Annotated in this window: 19 protein-coding genes; 6 read left to right on the top strand and 13 right to left on the bottom strand. The window is 55.1% G+C overall.

Going from position 1 to position 19,225, the window contains the following annotated elements; genetic code table 11:
* Position 1: 1 nt before the first annotated feature.
* Genes B4B27_RS09130 through B4B27_RS09145 form a run of 4 tightly spaced genes read right to left on the bottom strand, consistent with a single transcriptional unit; the run spans position 2 to position 4,243 of the window.
* Positions 2 to 1,303, bottom strand: a complete 1,302-nt coding sequence (locus B4B27_RS09130; RefSeq protein ID WP_088656831.1) for a V-type ATP synthase subunit B — start codon at positions 1,301 to 1,303, stop codon at positions 2 to 4.
* Positions 1,296 to 3,053, bottom strand: a complete 1,758-nt coding sequence (locus B4B27_RS09135) for a V-type ATP synthase subunit A (RefSeq protein WP_290725863.1) — start codon at positions 3,051 to 3,053, stop codon at positions 1,296 to 1,298. The genes B4B27_RS09130 and B4B27_RS09135 overlap by 8 nt, the downstream gene beginning before the upstream one ends.
* Positions 3,054 to 3,070: 17 nt before the next feature.
* Positions 3,071 to 3,628 carry a DUF2764 family protein gene (locus B4B27_RS09140; protein ID WP_072812537.1) on the bottom strand — a complete coding sequence of 186 codons (558 nt, stop codon included), beginning with the start codon at positions 3,626 to 3,628 and terminating at the stop codon, positions 3,071 to 3,073.
* A gap of 12 nt (positions 3,629 to 3,640) precedes the next feature.
* Positions 3,641 to 4,243, bottom strand: coding sequence for an ATPase (locus B4B27_RS09145; RefSeq protein ID WP_088627877.1), 603 nt, complete (start codon positions 4,241 to 4,243; stop codon positions 3,641 to 3,643).
* Between the two features lie 336 nt (positions 4,244 to 4,579).
* Between B4B27_RS09145 and B4B27_RS09150 the strand changes: the two genes are divergently transcribed.
* The 6 genes from B4B27_RS09150 (at position 4,580) to B4B27_RS09175 (ending at position 10,953) form a co-directional block, all read left to right on the top strand.
* Positions 4,580 to 6,274 carry a proline--tRNA ligase gene (locus B4B27_RS09150; protein ID WP_290725867.1) on the top strand — a complete coding sequence of 565 codons (1,695 nt, stop codon included), beginning with the start codon at positions 4,580 to 4,582 and terminating at the stop codon, positions 6,272 to 6,274.
* A 94-nt stretch (positions 6,275 to 6,368) separates the two neighbouring features.
* A complete protein-coding gene (locus B4B27_RS09155) occupies positions 6,369 to 7,232 on the top strand; it encodes a carbon-nitrogen hydrolase (RefSeq protein ID WP_290725869.1) in 864 nt (287 codons plus the stop codon).
* Positions 7,232 to 8,254 (top strand): agmatine deiminase family protein, encoded by a 1,023-nt coding sequence (locus B4B27_RS09160; RefSeq protein ID WP_290725871.1) that lies wholly within the window; start codon positions 7,232 to 7,234, stop codon positions 8,252 to 8,254. Before B4B27_RS09155 ends, B4B27_RS09160 begins: the two co-directional genes overlap by 1 nt.
* Positions 8,255 to 8,272: 18 nt before the next feature.
* Positions 8,273 to 9,325, top strand: a complete 1,053-nt coding sequence (gene obgE, locus B4B27_RS09165; protein WP_173366341.1) for a GTPase ObgE — start codon at positions 8,273 to 8,275, stop codon at positions 9,323 to 9,325.
* A 3-nt stretch (positions 9,326 to 9,328) separates the two neighbouring features.
* Positions 9,329 to 9,802: an SsrA-binding protein SmpB gene (gene smpB / locus B4B27_RS09170; RefSeq protein WP_173366342.1), complete on the top strand. Its 474-nt coding sequence runs from the start codon at positions 9,329 to 9,331 to the stop codon at positions 9,800 to 9,802.
* Between the two features lie 32 nt (positions 9,803 to 9,834).
* Positions 9,835 to 10,953: an N-acetylmuramoyl-L-alanine amidase family protein gene (locus B4B27_RS09175; protein WP_290725877.1), complete on the top strand. Its 1,119-nt coding sequence runs from the start codon at positions 9,835 to 9,837 to the stop codon at positions 10,951 to 10,953.
* A gap of 76 nt (positions 10,954 to 11,029) precedes the next feature.
* Here the strand turns inward: B4B27_RS09175 and B4B27_RS09180 are convergent, their stop codons facing one another.
* The 9 genes from B4B27_RS09180 to B4B27_RS09220 form a co-directional block, all read right to left on the bottom strand.
* The gene (locus B4B27_RS09180; RefSeq protein ID WP_173366345.1) at positions 11,030 to 11,776 is read right to left on the bottom strand and encodes a YebC/PmpR family DNA-binding transcriptional regulator; all 747 of its coding nucleotides are present in this window, start codon (positions 11,774 to 11,776) and stop codon (positions 11,030 to 11,032) included.
* A gap of 42 nt (positions 11,777 to 11,818) precedes the next feature.
* Positions 11,819 to 12,541, bottom strand: coding sequence for a hypothetical protein (locus tag B4B27_RS09185; RefSeq protein WP_173366346.1), 723 nt, complete (start codon positions 12,539 to 12,541; stop codon positions 11,819 to 11,821).
* A 30-nt stretch (positions 12,542 to 12,571) separates the two neighbouring features.
* Entirely contained in the window at positions 12,572 to 14,185 is a 1,614-nt protein-coding gene (locus B4B27_RS09190) for a phosphomannomutase (protein ID WP_290725882.1), read from the bottom strand.
* A 65-nt stretch (positions 14,186 to 14,250) separates the two neighbouring features.
* The gene (locus B4B27_RS09195; protein WP_290725885.1) at positions 14,251 to 15,027 is read right to left on the bottom strand and encodes a thiazole synthase; all 777 of its coding nucleotides are present in this window, start codon (positions 15,025 to 15,027) and stop codon (positions 14,251 to 14,253) included.
* A gap of 46 nt (positions 15,028 to 15,073) precedes the next feature.
* The gene (locus tag B4B27_RS09200; protein WP_290725888.1) at positions 15,074 to 15,478 is read right to left on the bottom strand and encodes a (deoxy)nucleoside triphosphate pyrophosphohydrolase; all 405 of its coding nucleotides are present in this window, start codon (positions 15,476 to 15,478) and stop codon (positions 15,074 to 15,076) included.
* Positions 15,479 to 15,511: 33 nt separating this feature from the next.
* A complete protein-coding gene (locus tag B4B27_RS09205; RefSeq protein WP_290725891.1) occupies positions 15,512 to 17,488 on the bottom strand; it encodes a cellulase family glycosylhydrolase in 1,977 nt (658 codons plus the stop codon).
* A gap of 111 nt (positions 17,489 to 17,599) precedes the next feature.
* Positions 17,600 to 18,238 (bottom strand): thiamine biosynthesis protein ThiF, encoded by a 639-nt coding sequence (gene thiF / locus B4B27_RS09210; protein ID WP_290725894.1) that lies wholly within the window; start codon positions 18,236 to 18,238, stop codon positions 17,600 to 17,602.
* On the bottom strand, positions 18,238 to 18,432 hold the full coding sequence (gene thiS / locus B4B27_RS09215; protein ID WP_072978161.1) for a sulfur carrier protein ThiS: 195 nt from the start codon (positions 18,430 to 18,432) through the stop codon (positions 18,238 to 18,240). Before thiS ends, thiF begins: the two co-directional genes overlap by 1 nt.
* A 22-nt stretch (positions 18,433 to 18,454) precedes the next feature.
* Positions 18,455 to 19,225 carry a nuclease-related domain-containing protein gene (locus B4B27_RS09220; protein ID WP_173381954.1) on the bottom strand — a complete coding sequence of 257 codons (771 nt, stop codon included), beginning with the start codon at positions 19,223 to 19,225 and terminating at the stop codon, positions 18,455 to 18,457.

Genomic DNA, 19,225 nt, shown 5'->3' on the forward strand with positions numbered 1-19,225 from the left:
ATTACCCCTTCTTGGGCCAATATTCGTTGATCATCTTGGTCGGAATACCCGTTTCTTCGGGTGCGAAACAGTCGGCAAGGATTTCCCAGCCAAGGTCCAGAGCCTTTTCCAGCGGAATGTTGACGGAAAGGTCCATCATTTCGCTTTCGAAACGCTGACCATACTTCAACAGCTTCTGGTCCCAGTTACTCATGTTGAAGCCCATGGACTGCTTTTCCAAAGTTTCCTTGTAGCTTGCGTACAGCTGAATCATGGTGTTCATGATGGTACGGTGGTCGCTACGGGTCTTGCCGTTCACCTGCTGTTTCAAGCGGCTCAAAGAACCGAACGGTTCGATACGGCCCTTACGCAGGTAGAACTGACCTTCGGTAATGTAACCGGTGTTATCCGGAACCGGGTGGGTCACGTCGTCGCCAGGCATGGTCGTAACAGCAAGGATAGTGATGGAGCCCGAACCTTCGAAGTCCACAGCCTTTTCATAACGGCTAGCAAGCTGAGAGTAAAGGTCGCCAGGATAACCACGGTTCGACGGAATCTGTTCCATGGTAATGGCGATTTCCTTCATGGCGTCGGCAAAGTTCGTCATGTCGGTAAGGAGCACGAGCACGTTCTTGCCTTCGGTGGCGAACTTTTCAGCCACGGCAAGGGATGCATCCGGCACGAGCAAGCATTCCACGATCGGGTCGGAGGCGGTGTGCATGAACATCACCGTACGGCTAAGGGCACCGTTCTTTTCGAGGAAGTCCTTCAGGTACAGGTAGTCGTCGTGCTTCAGGCCCATACCGCCGAGGACAATCACGTCCACTTCGGCCTGCAAGGCAATGCGGGCCAGGAGTTCGTTGTACGGTTCACCGGCAATGGAGAAAATCGGGAGCTTCTGCGAAACCACGAGCGTGTTGAACACGTCGATCATCGGGATACCCGTACGCACCATCGTCTTCGGGATGATACGCTTGGCGGGGTTCACGGAGGGGCCGCCGATAGTAATGCGTTCGCCGTCCACTTCGGGGCCGTTATCGCGGGGCTTGCCGGCACCGTTAAACACGCGGCCGAGCAAGGCTTCGCTGTACGGGACCTTCATCGGTTCGCCAAGGAAGCGCACTTCGGAGTCGGTGGAAATACCGCGGGCACCTGCGAACACCTGCAAGTCCACCATGTCGCCGTCAATGCGGATCACGCGGGCAAGGGATGTTCCGAACGAGCTTGTCACCTGGGCAAGTTCCTGGTTTGCTACACCTTCGGCGCGGAGCGTAATCACGGAACCGGCGATGCGTTCAATACGATGGTATGCCACATTATGCATTAGCGGAAACCTCCTTCACGGAAGCAAAAATACTTTGTTCAAGGTCCTTGAATTCCTGGGAATCGAACTTGACGCGGTTCCAGTCCTTCGTCGACTGAGTAAGCTTAAGGAAGAACGTACGGGCGACGTCCTTCTCGCTGAACTTCATCGGGGTCTTGAGGATGGTGTAAACCTTGTCGAACACGTACTTCTGGCGTTCGGCGGAGCAAGCGGCGTCGATTTCGTTGTAGGCGTCCTGCTGCAGGTAAACGGAGTCCAGGTATTCGGACTTCAGGTAAATCACGAAGTCGTCGATAGAGGTACCTTCTTCGCCCACCACCTTCATCATGTTGTTCACGTCCACGCCGCTTGCGAGGATGTGACGGGCTTCGGCCACCTTCTTGCTGTCGATAATGCCTTCGTACTTGGACCAGGAATCCAGCGGATGGATTGCCGGGAAGCGGCGCTGGTCGGAACGTTCACGGCTAAGGCCGAGGAATGCGCCCACCACCTTCAAGGTAGCCTGGGTCACCGGTTCTTCGAAGTTACCACCTGCAGGCGACACGGAACCGCAAATCGTCACGGAACCGGTAGAGCCGTCCTTGAGGCGAACCACGCCACCGCGTTCATAGAAGGCGGCAATCACGGATTCGAGGTAGGCCGGGAAGGCTTCTTCGCCCGGAATTTCTTCCAGACGGCCGCTCATTTCACGCAGAGCCTGTGCCCAACGGGAAGTGGAGTCAGCCAAGAGGAGCACGTTCAGGCCCATCTGGCGGTAGTATTCGGCGAGAGTCACGCCCGTATAAACGGAAGCTTCACGGGCAGCCACCGGCATCGAAGACGTGTTACAAATAATCAGCGTACGTTCCATGAGGGACTTGCCGGTACGCGGGTCAATCAGTTCAGGGAATTCGCGGAGGGTTTCCACCACTTCACCTGCACGTTCACCGCAAGCGGCCAAGATCACGATATCCACGTCGGCGTAGCGGCTCATGAGCTGCTGGAGCACGGTCTTGCCGGCACCGAAGGGGCCCGGCGTACAGAACGTACCGCCCTGCATCACGGGGAAGAACGTATCGATAATGCGCTGCTGCATGGTCAAAGGCTTGCTCGGGCGCAGGCGTTCTTCGTAGGCCTTGATCGGCATCTTCACCGGCCAGGTCTGCACCATGGTCACGTCCTGGGTTTCGCCGTGAGCGTTCTTGAGCTTAGCAACAACAGTTTCTACAGTGAATTCGCCCGCGGCAGAGACCGATTCCACGGTCCACTTGCCCAACAGGCGGAACGGCACCATGATGCGGTGCGTGAACACGCCTTCGGGCACGGTGCCCAGCGTATCGCCAGCGACCACCACATCGCCCACCTTCGCGACCGGGGTAAACGCCCACTTCTTGTCGCGCGGGAGCGCCTTCAAGTACTTACCGCGCTGCAGGAAGAAGCCGCATTCTTCGGCAAGCTTCGGGAGCGGGTTCTGCAGACCGTCAAAGACCTGGGTCAAGAGGCCGGGGCCAAGTTCTACGGACAAAAGTTCGCCGGTGAATTCCACCTCGTCACCCGTCTTGAGCCCCGTGGTGTCTTCGAACACCTGGAGTTCGGCGTAGTCGCCGCGGATACGGATGACTTCGCTCTTGAGGGGGATAACTTCGGACTTGCCGTCCTTGTTTTTCTGAGTAAGCTTGGCATACGCCACTTCGTTCTGGGACACGGCGCTTTCGAACTTGACGCGAATCAGGTTACCGTTGACGCCGATGATTTTTCCGATACTAGCCATTGAAAATGGACCTCCGGTCATTCCTGTGCCGCCGCAGGGGCGTATGCAGGATCGTTTGCATTAATAACATTCAACACGGCAGCGTCGCCCGCTTGTTCGGAGAGGCGCGCCCAACGTTCACAAATCTTCAGTTTGATCGCATAAGCGTAAACATGCTTGACGGTACCCTCGCCTACACCTGCAAGCGAGTCCACAAGCCAGAAACGAGCCTTGTCGATATCCTGCTCTTTTTCCATAGGATTCGACTTGGCAAACGCATCTTGAATCATCTTGGCAAAGGCGACATCGTAACCCGGGAAGGACTTTTCCGTAAAACGGATATCGGGCCCCCATGCGCTTGCACGGAGCCTGCCCGAAACGTTCTTCATCTGGATTTCGTGGGCCTTGTAGGCGCGCACGAACTCGTCGTCGCACTCTTCGCATTCACCGTCATCCAAAAGCGCGTCCAGAGCCGCAAGTTCCGGCTCGGACAGCACACCGATGCAGCGGTGGCGAAAATCTTCCATACTGAGCGGGGCTGGATCGCCGAACTCAATCATCGGAAGAGATGCCATCAAGTAAGAAGGACTGCTCATCAAGTACCCGCGTTACTTCGCCTGTGCGGCAGCGTTTACCACTCTGGCAAGTTGCGGACGGAGCAGGGCCGAAAGAGCGTCGGCCATTGCAGCTTCTGTAAATTCGTGGGTGACCTTGCCGCCATCGAGCTTGATGCGGAAACCGAACTTGACACCCTTGTCGCTTTCGACCTTCACGCCGGCGGAAAGCTGCTTCTTGAACTCGCCCATCACAAAGGAGCTGAGCTTACGGGCATCGGCATCGGAGAAATCCACCTCGATGTCGGAGGTATAGGACTTGGCTACCGTGAGGAGCATGCTCTTGACGGTGGATTCGTCCAAGGACTTCTCCACCTCGAGGTTCAACAGGTCCATAATCATCTTTTCGAGATTCTTGCCTACCGAAAGCAAAAGGTCGCGGGCGGACTGTTCAAGGGTGCGTTCGCTACGTTCCGTGAACGCTTCGGCGTCCTTGTCGGCCTTTTCCAGACGGGCGGACGCTTCGGCCTCGGCAGCCTTCACGATATCGGCCGCCTTTTCCTTGGCCTTGGCAATGATAGCCGCCGCCTCGTTTTCTGCTTTATCGACAGCATCTTTCTGGATGCGTTCCATAAGGTATTGCAAGTCTTCTGCCATATATATCTCCAAATTACGCTCCGGATTGGGATTACACGACAAAAAACGGCCCTGCTAGCCCTAATCCAGAAAATTTTGATAGTAATATATATGCTATTTTCGCAAAAAAATACCAAATTCTGCAAATTTTTTGAAAAAAAAGACGAAATGGTGCTTTTTGGCGATAAAAAGCGCTTTTTGATGTAAAATTCAGTTTACAAACATTCTTGCACCCATTCCGCCCTCCTTTTCAATCATCTTTTCTTGACATTGGAAGAAATCGGACGACCACGTTTCATTTTTCTATCTTTCCCCTCCGAAATTATACGGCGGCAGGCCCGCCAAAAAGGACTAAAAATGAAACTCTCGAAGTACTTCTATGTGACGCTCCGCGAAACGCCGAGCGATGCCACCATGCCCTCTCACATCTTCCTCATGCGCGGCGGCTACATCAAGCCTGTTTCTACCGGTATCTATTCCATGATGCCCATGGGCTTCCGCGTAATTCAGAAGATCGTGAACATCATCCGCGAAGAAATGAACAAGATTGGCGGTATCGAAGTGGACCTGCCGGTGGTGCAGACTGCCGAACTCTGGAGCGAATCGGGCCGTTACCAGGCCATCGGCGAAGAACTCCTGCGCTTCAAGGACCGCAACAACCACAACATGGTGCTCGCCATGACGCACGAAGAAGCCATGACCGACCTCGTGCGCTACGTGCTCAACAGCTACAAGCAGCTGCCGGTGATGCTCTACCAGTTCAAGACCAAGTACCGTGACGAAGCCCGTGCCCGCGGCGGTCTTATCCGCGTCCGCGAATTTTTGATGAAGGATGCCTACAGCTTCCACACCAGCCAGGAAGACCTGGACCGTCACTACCAGGAAGAATACGACGCCTACCTGCGCATCTACCGTCGCGTAGGCATTGAACCGGTGGTGGTGCAGAGCGATACGGGCATTATGGGCGGTAAGGTCGCTCATGAATTCATGCTCGACACTCCGAACGGCGAAGATTACTTGATTCTTTGTAAGAAGTGCGGCTACCAGGCCAACCGCGAAATTGCGAAGTTCCAGCGCGTGCCGTTCAAGGGCGACGAAAATGCAGCTCTCGAAAAGGTCGAAACTCCGCACTGCGCAAGCATCGAAGATCTCACCAAGTTCCTGAACGTCCCTGCCGAATCGACTGCCAAGTGCGTGTTCTTCGACTTCGAAGGCAAGCTCATCACGGTCGTTGTCCCGGGCAACCTCGACGTTTCCGAAATTAAGCTCCACAACTTGCTGAAGGCCAAGGAACTTTACCCCGCCGAAGACTCCTTGATTAAGGCCTGCGGCATGGTTCCGGGCTTTGCATCCCCGATTAATTCTCACGACACCCGCATCATCGTGGACGAAGCGATTGCCGATTCCTTCGACCTCGTGACCGGCGCCAACGAAGAAGGCTTCCACTTCAAGCATTGCAACCCGAAACGCGACTTCCCGAAGTTCGAAGTGGCCGACATCGCCGAAGCATCCGAAGTCTGCAAGTGCCCCTGCTGCGGCGAACTCCTCACCGAGACACGCGGTATCGAAATGGGCAACATCTTCAAGCTGGGCACCAAGTTCTCCGAATCCATGGGTGCGAAGTTCCTCACTGCCGAAAAGACCACCGCTCCCGCTATCATGGGTTGCTACGGCATCGGCGTGGGTCGTTTGATGGCCTCCGTCGTGGAAAACAGCCACGATGACTTCGGACCGATTTGGCCCAAGTCCATCGCTCCGTTCCAGGTGGAAATCGTCCCGATTGGCAAGGAAGCTGAACTCGTGGAACTCGCCGAGAAGTTCGAGAAGGAACTCGAAGCCTCCGGCATCGACGTGCTTGTAGATGACCGCGACGAACGTCCGGGCGTGAAGTTCAAGGACGCCGACCTGTGGGGTTCTCCGGTGCGTATCGCCATCGGCAAGAAGGGACTTGCGAACGGCGAAGTCGAATGGAAGTTCCGCAACGAGAAGGAATTCTCCATGGTCAAGGTCGAAGACGTCGTCGCCAAGGCCAAGGAATTCTTCAAGGAGTAGAAAATGTCACCCTGGAGGGAGCCATCGGCGACCGATAGGGTCCATGGATTCTATCGGCCTCTTTGAGGCCTCCAGAATGACAACGGGAGTCAATATGAGCAAGATTAAAGTCGCAACTTTGCAAGGCAAGTGGACAGGCGATTTCGACAGCAACAACGCCTGGTACGTGGAACAGGCCCGCGCCCTCAAGGGCAAGGGCTACGACCTGGTGGTTCTGCCGGAGCTTTTCCATACGCCCTATTTTCCCTTCGAGGAAAACGCGGACTTCTTTGACCTCGCCATCGAGAAGGACCACCCGCTGGTAGCGCAGTGGCAGGGCATCGCCAAAGAACTGAACGCCGTGGTGGTGTTCCCGTTCTTCGAAAAGCGCGCCCGCGGCATCTACCACAATTCCGCCTTCGTGTTCGAACGCGACGGCAGCATTGCAGGCCTCTACCGCAAGAGCCACATTCCTGACGATCCCGCCTTCTACGAAAAATACTACTTCATCCCGGGTGACACGGGTTTCGAGCCCATCAAGACATCCGCAGGCACCCTCGGCGTGCTCATCTGCTGGGACCAGTGGTTCCCGGAAGCAGCCCGCATCATGAGTCTCAAGGGCGCAGACGTGCTCATCTACCCCACGGCCATTGGCTGGATGGATTCTGAGCCCGAGGAAATCTACCCGCGCCAGCAAGACAGCTGGACAACCGTCATGCGCGGGCACGCGATTGCCAACCGCACGTTCGTGGTGGCGGCTAACCGCATCGGCACCGAAGGACACCTCACGTTCTGGGGCACAAGCTTCGTTGCCGCTCCCGATGGATACTTCATCGAGAAATGCTCGCCCGATTTCCTCGGAGTCTCTACCGTAGAAATCGACCTCGCCGAAACCGAAGAGAATCGCCGCTGGTGGCCGCATTTCCGCGACCGCCGCATCGACCTTTACAAGGACATCCTCAAAATCTGGGGTGAATAATGACAACGAAAATTCGCTATCCCGCCGAATGGGAAAACCAAAAGGCTACATGGCTAGCCTTCCCGCACAACAAGCAGAACTGGCACGGAGAACGCGGAATCAAGATTCGCAAGTTCTACATCGACCTCATCCGTACCATTAGCGAGTTCCAGCCTGTCAACGTGCTGCTCCCGAAACTGGATTTCCTTACAGCCGAAGAAAAATTCGCTGTAGCCGACCGTCCTTTTCCGGCCACGTTCATTCCGCTCAAGACCGATGATATCTGGATTCGTGACTATGGTCCGTTCTTCGTAAAAAAGGGAAACAAGACAGCCGTCTCTGAATCCGTATTCAATGCGTGGGGCGCAAAATTCCCGCCTTGGAAAAACGACAACCAGATTCCCACCAGAATTGCAAAAGCATTCAAATATGCCAAGGGCAAAAGCATTCCCTATATTTTCGAAGGGGGTGCCATTGAAGTAAACGGGGATGGTCTCGGAATCACGACACTGGACTGCCTTGTAGGCAAGAACCGCAACAAGCCGGAAGACCTGACAAAGATCATCAAGGCGATATGCCAGATGCTCGGCCTCAAGAGTCTGCTCATCCTTCCCCGCGGTCTCAACGGCGACCACACGGACGGACATATCGACAACGTAGCCAGATTCGTCGCCAAGGACCGCATCGTCATGGCATGGGATACAAGCCGCAAGGGACCGAACGCCCCCATCCTTGCTGAGGCTAAATACCTCCTAGAAACCTGGCTCGGCGCCTATTACGGAAAAAAATCGAAGGTGGACACGCTTGCGCTCCCGCCGCAGCGAAAGCTAAGCGACGGACAGATTCTCCCGGCAAGCTACATGAACTTTATTTTTGTGAACGGCGGACTAATTTACCCCAAATACAAATGCAAGAACGATTCCGTCGCCCAGAAATATTTCGAGAGCGTTTATCCTGACCGGTTCGTCATCGGACTCGACTGCCGCACCGTCATCGAGGAAGGCGGAAGCCTGCACTGCATGAGCAAGCACGAAAGCCTCTAAAATTTCTACATTTGGCCTATGTTCCTAGACGAAAAAACCATTGAAGTGCGCTCCGGCAAGGGCGGTGACGGCATCGTGAGCTTCCACCGCGAAAAGTTTGTTCCCCTCGGAGGCCCTGACGGCGGCGACGGCGGTCGCGGCGGTCACGTGATTCTGCAGGTGAACGAGCAGTATTCCACGCTCCTCGACATGGGCAACGCACGCGTATACAAGGCGCTGGGCGGCCAGCCGGGTGGAGCGAAGCGCTGCACCGGGCGTAGCGCCGAAGACCTCATCGTCGATGTCCCGCGAGGCACCATCGTGAAGGATTCCGAAGGTCGCATCCTCGCAGACCTCACGCAGCCGGGCCAGAAATGGATTGCGGCGCGCGGCGGCAAGGGCGGGATGGGCAACCAGCATTTCGCGACCCCGAAGGTGCAGGCACCCCGCAAGTGCACACCCGGCGAAAAGGGCGAAAAGCGCGAACTTTTCCTGGAACTCAAGCTCATGGCCGACGTGGGCCTGGTCGGGTTCCCGAACGCGGGCAAGTCGAGCCTCGTGAACAAGATTTCGAGCGGACGCCCGAAAGTCGGCGACTATCCGTTTACCACCCTCGAACCGGTGCTCGGCATCGTGCAGACGAACGGCCACAGTTTCGTGGTCGCCGACATTCCCGGCCTGCTGGAAGGCGCCAGCGAGGGCAAGGGCCTCGGGCACCAGTTCCTCAAGCACATCGAACGCACGCACACGCTCCTGTTCGTCATCGACGGTTTTGCCGAGAACGCCTACGAGCAGTTTACCGTGCTCAAGAGCGAACTCAAGGCATTCCACCCGAAGCTCGCCGAAAAGCCCTTCGTGATTGCACTCAACAAGGACGATCTCGGAATCGAGAACGCCATCAAGGAATTCAAGAAACACCGCCAGAAGGTCATCGTGACGTCCGCCATGACGGGCGACGGCTGCAAGGAACTCGTACAGGCTCTCGACGAGGCTGTCCCGCACGTACAGAAGAAGAAGGTCGGCTGGGAATCGAAGGCCCTCGAAAGCAGCAAGGCCAGCGGCAAGAAGAGCGGCTGGGGCAAGAAGGCTTAACGCATGGCAAAGAAGGAGCAACAGAGCACGCCGGTCATCATGAACCGCAAGGCAAGCCACCTCTATTTCGTCGACGAGACGTTCGAGGTGGGCATCATGCTCATCGGCTCCGAAGTCAAGTCCATCCGCGACGGCAAGTGCACCATCGGTGAAGCCTGGGTCGACGTCGACGACAAGAAAGACGAACTCTGGCTCATCGGCGCCCGCATCGACGAATACCTTTTCGCGAACAGGTTCAACCACTTTCCCGCCCGCAAGCGCAAGCTCCTCGCCCACGCGCACGAAATCCAGAAAATGCGCAAGGCGAAGGAACTTAAGGGTTGCACCATCGTCCCGCTGAAACTATACTTTAAGAACCGACGGGCAAAACTCGAAATTGGAATATGCAGAGGCAAGGATCAACGCGACAAGCGACAGGATATAATCAACCGCGAAGCGAAGCTGGAAATGGACCGCGCCGCAAAGGCACACCGCTAGTTTTCGCCCTGTTGCTGATAATCGGCTGGGCAATGTCCTTCGCCGACGTCAGTGCCGTCGATGCTGAAGCTTTCGCCAAACAGAACGGCGCCTCTTTCCACTGGTTCCCCATCCAGAAATCGTTCATCCTCGTCACCAAGGAAGACACAGCCAAGTTTGCAGTCGGCATTCCCTTCGCTTCGGTGAACGGCGGAACCATCGATTTATCCGCAAGCCCCGTCCTCGAAGACGGGCACCTGTGGATTGCAGAAGAGGACGCGAAGCAGATTTTCAAGAAAGTTCCTGCCAGCAGCAGTTCAGCCGCAGCAAAGGATTCGAGCTCTTCGACCGGTTCGGCAAGTTCCGCGAAGGCCGAACCCGCGGCAGCGCCCGCAAAGGCAGACCAGAAGGCGGTTTCTGCAACCAAGCCGAAGAACGAGACCGCGGGCACCCGAGAAGTCAAGACCATCGTAATTGACCCCGGCCACGGCGGCAAGGATTCTGGCGCTCTCGGCAAGAATGCGCAGGAGAAGGACCTCGTTCTCGCCATCGGCAAGCTCCTGAAAAAGGCGCTCGTGAAAGAAGGGTTCAACGTAAAAATGACCCGCGACAAGGACGTGTTTATCGAACTCGGGCAGCGCGCCAACCTCGCGAACCAGTGGGACGGAGACCTGTTCATCAGCCTCCACTGCAACGCCGTCGATGCGACTCCCGAACGCAAGAAGCAAATCAGGGGTTACCACGTGTACGTGCTCCGTGCCCCCGAAAGCGAAGAAGACAAGGCGATAGCCCGCCGCGAAAACAAGGTGGCGACCCTCTACGGCGAAAAGAACGCGAAAGAGGAACTCTCCCCCATCGAATGGTTCAAGCTGGAAGCCCGTCTCGAAAAGTATAAACAGAACAGCTACATGTTCACCGAGGAAATGCTCAAGGCGATGGACGGCGGAAAAATCCGCAGGCAGGCGGGAGGCGTCGGAGGTGCCGGGTTCATGGTGCTCGTGGGTGCGCTCATGCCCGCAGTGCTATTCGAAATCGGATTCATCAGCAACCTCGACGACGAGGCCTACATGATGAGCAAGGCCGGCCAGGAAGATATCGCCGACCGAATAGCGAAGGCCGTGAGCACCTACAAGGCGGCAGTGCACAGCTACCGCGAGACTCTCGGGCGATAAGCCGCATCACTCCTCAAGCACAAAAAAACCGACTGCTCCAGGCAATCGGTTTTTCAAATTTTGGAACAAATAGAGCTTACTCAGCAGCGTCCATATCGGCTTCGTCGATTTCGGCGTTGTGGTAAACATCCTGGACGTCGTCGTGGTCTTCGAACTTGTCGATGAGCTTGAGGAGCTTCACGGCATCGTCGTGACCGAGCTTGACCGGGTCATTCGCGACGTAGGTGATTTCAGCGCTCATCATCTCGATTCCGGCGGCTTCGAGAGCCTTGGAAACGGCGTCGAAAGCTTCCGGAGAGGTGGAGATTTCATGCACGCCGTCTTCGGTGGACATGTCTTCGGCACCTGCTTCGAGCACGAGGTCCATCACCTGGTCTTCAGGATACTTTTCTGCGTCGACAATGATCACGCCCTTGTAGGTGAAGGCCCAGGAAACGGAGCCCGATTCACCCATGGAACCGTTGTTCTTGTTGAAGATGTTGCGGATTTCGGCAACCGTACGGACCTTGTTGTCGGTCAGGCACTGCACCATGATGGCAATGCCGGCCGGGCCGCGTCCTTCGTAGAGCGGTTCCGTCATTTCGGTACCGGAGTTTGCACCCGTACCCTTGGCGATGGCGCTTTCGATGTTCTTGGTCGGCAAGCTCTGGCTCTTGGACTTGAGAATTGCCGCACGCAGGCGCGGGTTTGCGTCAGGGTTTCCGCCGCCGAGCTTAGCAGCAATGGAGATTTCCTTGATAAGCTTGTTCCAAGCCTTCGCACGAGCGACGTCAGTCTTGGCTTTCTTGCGTTTGGTGGTGGCCCATTTGGAGTGACCGGACATAGATTACCTCGAATAATTCAGGTTTTCGATTTAGTGAAACTTTTACTTTTTCTTCATGCGGCAACGCTTCTTTTCTCTCGGAGAAAGGTTCGGGTCATCGCATTCATCCCTGTTGGACATTTTTTTCTTTTTCTTCTTCGGCTGATCGTCGTCAGCCATATCCTTCATGCGCTGTTTCCTCTTCTCGGCAACAGACATTTCGGAATCCTCCGCTTCCATCTTTTTCTTCTTCATGGACTGAAGCTTGCGCTTGTCAATCGGATCGGCGGAAGCCTTCGTGATAGCCCTTTCGTACTTGCCCTTCCAGATCTGGCCAAGAAGCGAGCCCGAAGCAAGAGCGTCGTTGAGGATTCCCTTCGACCAATCGTCATCGGCCGGAGGCAACAGCCTGAACTTCAGGTTACGGATCGTGGTCGGTTCTTCATCATAGTAGAGCATGATGTCGAAGAGGCCCACGTTATACTGTTCGCCATTGACTTCCACGGGGGAATTGTCAATATAGGCAAGAACCGCATAGACTTCGCCTTCGAAAAGGGCTTCGCGCAGAAGCTCGGGATCGCCGTTGGGAGCTCGAACCTCACCGATGGCCTGGAACGCCCAGGGGGCGACATCCACCTTCAGCGAGAACTTCAAAAAACCCTTCTCCGAATCCTTGAGCTTGAGCAACGCACCGGAGAAGGCCTGGAACTTAGGCCTTATAGAACCTTCCTGTGCATAGCCCACCATGGAAAGCGCCAGCACAAGTAATATCAGTATTTTTTTCATATATGCTTTCCTTTTCCCCAAATAAAACACTTAATTCTTGAAGAACAGCGCCTTCGCAGCCTCGAACATCGGGTCCTTTTCGTCCGGTTCGCGGCATTCGGTGTAGATACGAACCTTCGGTTCGGTACCCGACGGACGCACGAGCATCCAGGAGTCGTCTTCGAAGATGACCTTCACGCCGTCGAGCGTAAGGAGCTGCTTCACGGTCTTTTCGTTCTTGCCGACCAAGACCTTTGCACCCGGCTTCGCGATTTCGGCGATGGCGTCGACCTTGGCCTTCAAGGGAGCACCCACGAGGGACTTGTCGACTTCGAAGCCCGAACGGGTCGGGTAGAAGCGGCCATATTCTTCGTAAAGGGCGTCGAGGTATTCACCGAGGTTCTTGCCGGTCACCGCCATGATTTCAAGAGCGATGAGGAGGCCGAACTGGGCATCCTTCTCAAGCGTGTTGTTGAGGCCGGAAATGCCATCAGATTCTTCGAAAGCCACGAGAGCCTTCTGCTTCGCATTGCGGCTGAGCCACGGGCGGAAGTTCTTGAAGCCCACCGGAGTTTCCATCACGGGCACGCCGAGCTTTTCGGCAATGATGTTCACGAAGTTGGAGGTCGCGACGGACTTGGCCACGCAGCCCTGTTCCTTGCGCCAGGTCGCCATGTAGTGGAACGCGATGGCACCGAACTGGTTCATGTCGATTTCGCGCGTACCGTCGTAGAAGCGGATGCGGTCGCCATCCGGGTCAAAAATTGCACCGAGGCGGAATTCGCTCTTGCTTTCGTCGAGCACCTTGCGGACCTTCTCGAGGTTCTTGCTGGACGGTTCCGGGGCGATGCCGCCGAACAGGGAGTCATCCTCGTTGCGGAGCGTGATGAGGCATTCCGGATTGTCGAGCAGCGCAGCCGGGCGGCGGCGGGTAGAGCCGTGCACGTGGTCGCACACGAGGGTCAGACGGCCCTTCTTGATGAATTCCTTGATGCGGTCGAACTTGATGGTTCCCTGCTTCACGAGGAATTCCTTGTAAATCTTGAGAGAGTCGATGAGTTCCCAGTCAACCTTGCCCACCGGTTCAAACTTCCAGGTGGCCATCATTTCGTTGCTGAGCTTGGTGATGACGTTCGTGATTTCCGGACCGGCGGGACCGCCGTCGGCCGGGTTGAACTTGATGCCGTTGTAGTGGCTCGGGTTGTGGCTCGGGGTCATGTTGATGGAGCAGGCGGCACCGAGCATCTCGATTGCGGCGCTGAATTCCGGAGTCGGCATTTCGCCACCGTAGTAGACCTTCACGCCGGCCTTCGCGAACTGGTCGGCAACGGCCTCGCAGAATTCGTGACCGAGGAGGCGGTTGTCGTGGCCAACGACCACGCCGCGCTTCTGGAGTTCGGCAAAGTCCTTCACGCCGAGAGCGGCAAAGAGTTCGGGAGTCGCTTCCTTGTAGAGGCGAACGATGGCGGCACCCACCACCTGGAGGTTGCGGAGCGTAAATTCGGAACCGATTTCACCGCGCCAGCCGGACGTACCGAAGCTCACCTTGGCGGGCTCCTGGGAGGTCAGCGCTACCTGCTTTACCTGTTCGACCAGGCCCATGTCGGTTGCCGGGTTGAATTCGGGGGACTGAATCTTTTTCCAAATCTGGGTAATGTTTTCCATAACGGTTCCTGTATTTGAATTTAACGCCTTTAATTTAGCAAAAAATTTTTCTGCGACAGAGCGGACTAGTCCCGCAGGAATCCCGTGAGCGGGTCGGACGCGGAAGCGCCGCGCGTAAGGACGCGCCCAAGGCCTGCAAGGTAGGCCTTGCGACCCGCCTCGATTGCAAGCTTGAAGCTCTGCGCCATCATAGGCAAATCGCCAGCCGTGGCAAGCGCCGTATTCGCCATGATCGCGGCGGCCCCCATCTCCATTGCGGCACAGGCCTCGGAGGGTTTCCCGATTCCCGCATCCACGATAACCGGAAGTTCAATTTCGTCAATCAGAATTTGAATAAACTCACGAGTGGAAAGGCCCTTGTTGCTCCCGATCGGGGCAGCAAGCGGCATCACGGCGGCGGCCCCCGCGTTCACAAGGTCGCGCGCCACGTTCAGATCCGGATACATGTAGGGCATCACCACGAAGCCTTCCTTCGCAAGCGTCTCGGTCGCCTTCACCGTCTCGTAGTTGTCCGGCAAGAGGTACTTCGTGTCGCGCATGATTTCAATCTTCACGAAATCGCCGCAGCCGAGCTCGCGGGAAAGACGCGCGATGCGGACCGCCTCGTCGGCGGTGCGGGCGCCGGAGGTATTGGGGAGCAAGGTCACTCCTTTCGGGATATAGTCCAGAATATTTTCATGGTCCTTCGTGTTCGCCCGGCGCACCGCGAGTGTCACAATCTGTGCACCCGCATCGCGCACCGCAGCCTCAATCAGCTTCAGCGAATACTTGCCAGACCCCAAGATAAACCGCGATGTAAATTCATGATTTCCAATAACGAGAGTATCTTTTTTTTCTTCCATTTTACTTTACCTTTTTCCGCTTTTTCGGAGTAAAATATAGAATTTCTTAACGTTTTTCTAACGCCTCCACCACCAGCAAATCGGCGGGGAGCCAATCCACAGAATGCAACTCCGCAGGAGAGAGCCACCTTGCAGCTTCGTGTTCCAGCAGTTCGGGAGACTTTCCGCCCGCAACCGTGCAAAGATAGCAGAGCATAGTCAAGTGAAAAGCGGGATAATCGTAATCCACGGTGCATACAAAATCACCGACAAGGACATCGACGGCCAGTTCTTCCCTAAGTTCGCGAACAAGCGCCTGCTCGGGAGTCTCGCCGGGTTCCATCTTTCCGCCGGGGAATTCCCAGTAATCCTTGTAGTCGCCATAACCGCGCTGGGTAGCGAGCATCCTAGTCCCCGCCAACCGCGGATCGCCATCACAAATAATACCCGCCACGACTTCTATCGTTTTCATGGCGGGAAATTTAGAAATTTTACGATGTAAAGGCTACTTGACTATAACGCGGAAGATACGTCCGCCCTCTTGCGACTTGACCAGGTAGGATCCGGGACGCTTGACCAGAGAGGCAGTCTTCGCCTGCAGATTTTCGGAGCCCTCGCCCATGAAGCGCGCAATAAATTTTCCCTGCATGTCGAACACGCTGTAGCAGGAAACACCCGACGAACCGAACCGCATGATGCGTGCTGCGACCGAAGTCGTAGTATCAACTGTCGACGAGGTATCGGCTGTTCCGCACTGAGCCGCCGCACAAAAATCAAGCCAGTCAATGTTTACGTAATTGCCAACGATTTCGAGCCTGAGCACATGCTCGCCCGCCGTGAGGTTCACCTTTCCCGCATCGAACGTGGAATAAGTCTCCCAGTCGCTACCCTGCGGGAATATCACGTCGTCCGTAACGGCCTTGTCGTCGAGATAAAGCTTGAAGCCCGCATTTTCCGAAGAAGTCGCATAGCTCGCGGACAGGCCATACTCGCCCGCCTCGGCCACCTTCACGGTGTATTCGAGCCATTCGCCTTCCTGCGTGTAGCCGATGGCGTAACCCGAGCCGCCCTTCACGATATCGACAGCGTCTTCACGATACTCGCCGCCCTTGTTGTCGTCGTCCTTGTCGAGGTAGGCCTTGCCCGAACCGCCGACATCGTAATTTTCGACTTCGACCTTGCCCGGGATTGCAGCGGCGACATCTTTATAAGGAGCCTGCGGGATAATCGGGGTGATGTAGACGCGGTAGCCGTACTTGGTATTCGAGATGTTCACCGGCACCGTAATCTTGCCGTCATTCACGTCGTATTCCTTGTCGGACACCAGGTTCGTCGAAGGAACGGCCTTGTCCTTGTTTTCCCAGACCACGTATTCCACCGTCACATTCACCTTGTTGCCAAATGCAGAGGGAATGCCCGAGATGTTCACATTGATATCGCCCTTGGTGTTTCCGCCAAGCACGATGCTCGCAAAGCCCTTCTTTTTATCGAGAGCGGCAAAGCCATCGACACCGTCGCTCTTGTCGTTGGGTGGCGTGACCTTGGCCATGTAGCCGCTCATGTCGCCATACCACTTATAGAGCCACCAGCCACCACCGCGTTCGTTATTGGAGGTAAGGAGACTCCCCAGACGGCCCGGAAGCGGTACGAACCACCAAGAAATCATGGCGCTTTCGACACCGTGACGTTCGAACTTGGCGATAAACGGTACGGACAGGCCAGGGCATCCTTCCTCGGAATGTTCCTCGGAGGAATACTCGTTGATGCTGAGAGGACGCGGCTTGACATTATACTTCTTTTCGAGAGCGCGGTAGGTCTCGACAGCGCCCACAAAGCCGCCACTTCCCCACTGGTGCCAGCTTACAACGTCCGGCATGCAGTTGTTCTGCGAGCAGTACTTCACGAATTCTTCCATCTTGGAAGCATGGTAAAAAGAATACGACGGACCGATAATTTTTGCCCCCGGGTCCATCTGGCGAATCAAATCATAGGTCTGTTTCCAAAGACCGGAATTGAAGTCGATGCCAGAGACCTTCCAGGTGTCATTGGGCTCGTTCCAGATTTCGTAGCCGTCAAAGTTCTTGTTTTTGGAAGCAAGCTTGTCGTTGATGACGGATTTCACCTCGTTTTTCCAGTGGTCCATGTTCTGGAACTTGTAAGGCCAACCGGGCAAGACGTCGGCCAAGCGGATCTGGATCTTGGCACCGATGCTTTCCACACGCGGGGCCACGAGGAAGGCTCCGCCTATACCCTGCTGGCGGCCGCTACCGCTACGCGCAGGCGAAAGGAACACGTTCGGCTTGAGCGGGGCGACATCTTTCTCGATATTGGCGGGAAGCGTCTCGGTAAGCCCGTAAAGCGAGCCCGTGGCCACGTGGGTCACCGGCTTGATGCTGTCCCCCAGGCTCACGTTCAGATTGACGGCCGCGTCCGAAAAGGCGGCCATGGCCAAAATAGCAACAATGCTGTTTATCTTTTTCATAAACATCTCCATAATTCACCAATAAAAAAAATACCCCTTTTTAGGGTATATTTTCACTTTTTTATCATTTTTCTATGGATGGATTGTCAACGGGCCATGCACGGCACTTTTTTAGGCCAGGTCAAGAAGAATCCGCACCACGGTCAGGGCCTGGTGGGCGGCGCAAAGCATCACACGGGGAGCAACGAGCCCGATTCCGTCGTTCACATCGCTTTTGCCGTCACCGCAAACATAAAAGCGTTTGGTCACCTTGCGGGTCGTAATTGAATTTCCGCTATCGTAGCCCGCCATTCCAGAAGCCGCGACCAAGAACTTTTCGGGCATGTTTTCGAGCACCGTGTTCACAAGCATCGCCTTCGCCTCGGCATTGTCGAACGCCTCGCAAACCACGTCGGCCTTGGCCAGGAGCGGGACCGCATTTTCGGCAGTCACCTTTTCAAAGTGAGTTTCATATTCCGTATACGGCGCGATCTCTTTCAAGTTCGAAAGCAGAGCATCCGGCTTCGGCATGCCCACCTGGCACGCCCTGTACTGCTGGCGGTGCAGGTTCGTCACATCGACGCAATCGAAATCAATCAGGACCAGCTTGCCTATTCCGGCACGCGCCAAGGATATCGCGATGTTCGATCCGAGCCCGCCGAGCCCGCATACGGCGACCGTCGCCGACTGCAACTTGCGCACGGCTTCGGCACCCTGCCGCCTCTCGAGCGCGGCAAGCACCTCTTCGCGGGTCGGCACGCGGGGTTCCATCACCCGCCACCTACGAAATTCACGACCTCGACGACATCGCCATCGGCAAGCACCGTCTCGGCATACTTTGCCTTCGGAACAATCTCCTCGTTCCGTTCCACGGCAATGCGCACCGTATTGTACCCCGCTTCCGCAAGGTATTCGGCAACGGTCTTGCCCGCCGCATCGACACTCTGTCCGTTAATGGTAAGCATAGTATAAATATAGGAAATGTTTTTAGGCTATTGGCTTTTCTATAAAACGTTGCAAAGAATCGGCGATTCTTAATACATCATTTAAAGGAAATTTTTCCCGTTCCTTATCAAAGAATCCGGCAAAGGCGCCATCATTAATTATCCAATATTTGGAGAAATCTTTATTGATATTATTCACATACGCTCCAATCATTATACCAACCCTATACACAGGATAACGCTTTTTCGTCCACTCATTAATCTTCCCTTCTAGCCATCTCCCCTGCGACTCAATTTTATGCATCAGGTCACTTTGCAGGACGCCAGTGCTATCAATCAGTTCCCCATCTTTAAATATAAAGTCTGCCTTGTTATAATCCCTATCTGGCAAAGCCCTATTCTTTGTATCAATGGTAAATATTCCCTTTGTGCTAATTATAACATGATCTATGTTAAATTTTCCGCAAACAACATCATGAAAAACAAATGTGCTATTAGAAGATAGTCTTTCTAACTTTGTGCCTACATAGCGTTCGCCATCAAGACCTTTGCGATGATTCTTTATTTGCCTATTAAGTTTCCTTATTTTAACAAACGCCCTTACAGAAAAGACGACCAAAAGGATTGTCATAAACACAGCAGAAAGAAGACTTACTGGCAAAAAACCTAGGTAAATCATCCAAATGAATACTGATGCAGCAAACGTTACCATCGACGGCAGCAACGCTTCAAATACTTCATCACCCAATTGATTGATTTTGTTCTCTAGAGACTCCCCTTGCACATGGGGTCTGAAATGCTGTTTGCGATTCAT

It is taken from the genome of Fibrobacter sp. UBA2449 (assembly GCF_002342555.1).
Classification (GTDB): Bacteria; Fibrobacterota; Fibrobacteria; order Fibrobacterales; family Fibrobacteraceae; genus Fibrobacter.

Coding starts and splice junctions, on each gene's coding strand:
- B4B27_RS09185 (WP_173366346.1), bottom strand. CDS start 12,541: ATGAAAAAAATACTGATATTACTTGTGCTGGCGCTTTCCATGGTGGGC.
- B4B27_RS09205 (WP_290725891.1), bottom strand. CDS start 17,488: ATGAAAAAGATAAACAGCATTGTTGCTATTTTGGCCATGGCCGCCTTT.
- B4B27_RS09175 (WP_290725877.1), top strand. CDS start 9,835: ATGTCCTTCGCCGACGTCAGTGCCGTCGATGCTGAAGCTTTCGCCAAA.
- B4B27_RS09130 (WP_088656831.1), bottom strand. CDS start 1,303: ATGCATAATGTGGCATACCATCGTATTGAACGCATCGCCGGTTCCGTG.
- B4B27_RS09190 (WP_290725882.1), bottom strand. CDS start 14,185: ATGGAAAACATTACCCAGATTTGGAAAAAGATTCAGTCCCCCGAATTC.
- B4B27_RS09195 (WP_290725885.1), bottom strand. CDS start 15,027: ATGGAAGAAAAAAAAGATACTCTCGTTATTGGAAATCATGAATTTACA.
- B4B27_RS09155 (WP_290725869.1), top strand. CDS start 6,369: ATGAGCAAGATTAAAGTCGCAACTTTGCAAGGCAAGTGGACAGGCGAT.
- B4B27_RS09200 (WP_290725888.1), bottom strand. CDS start 15,478: ATGAAAACGATAGAAGTCGTGGCGGGTATTATTTGTGATGGCGATCCG.
- B4B27_RS09150 (WP_290725867.1), top strand. CDS start 4,580: ATGAAACTCTCGAAGTACTTCTATGTGACGCTCCGCGAAACGCCGAGC.
- B4B27_RS09140 (WP_072812537.1), bottom strand. CDS start 3,628: ATGAGCAGTCCTTCTTACTTGATGGCATCTCTTCCGATGATTGAGTTC.
- B4B27_RS09135 (WP_290725863.1), bottom strand. CDS start 3,053: ATGGCTAGTATCGGAAAAATCATCGGCGTCAACGGTAACCTGATTCGC.
- B4B27_RS09160 (WP_290725871.1), top strand. CDS start 7,232: ATGACAACGAAAATTCGCTATCCCGCCGAATGGGAAAACCAAAAGGCT.
- thiS (WP_072978161.1), bottom strand. CDS start 18,432: ATGCTTACCATTAACGGACAGAGTGTCGATGCGGCGGGCAAGACCGTT.
- smpB (WP_173366342.1), top strand. CDS start 9,329: ATGGCAAAGAAGGAGCAACAGAGCACGCCGGTCATCATGAACCGCAAG.
- B4B27_RS09145 (WP_088627877.1), bottom strand. CDS start 4,243: ATGGCAGAAGACTTGCAATACCTTATGGAACGCATCCAGAAAGATGCT.
- B4B27_RS09220 (WP_173381954.1), bottom strand. CDS start 19,225: ATGAATCGCAAACAGCATTTCAGACCCCATGTGCAAGGGGAGTCTCTA.
- thiF (WP_290725894.1), bottom strand. CDS start 18,238: ATGGAACCCCGCGTGCCGACCCGCGAAGAGGTGCTTGCCGCGCTCGAG.
- obgE (WP_173366341.1), top strand. CDS start 8,273: ATGTTCCTAGACGAAAAAACCATTGAAGTGCGCTCCGGCAAGGGCGGT.
- B4B27_RS09180 (WP_173366345.1), bottom strand. CDS start 11,776: ATGTCCGGTCACTCCAAATGGGCCACCACCAAACGCAAGAAAGCCAAG.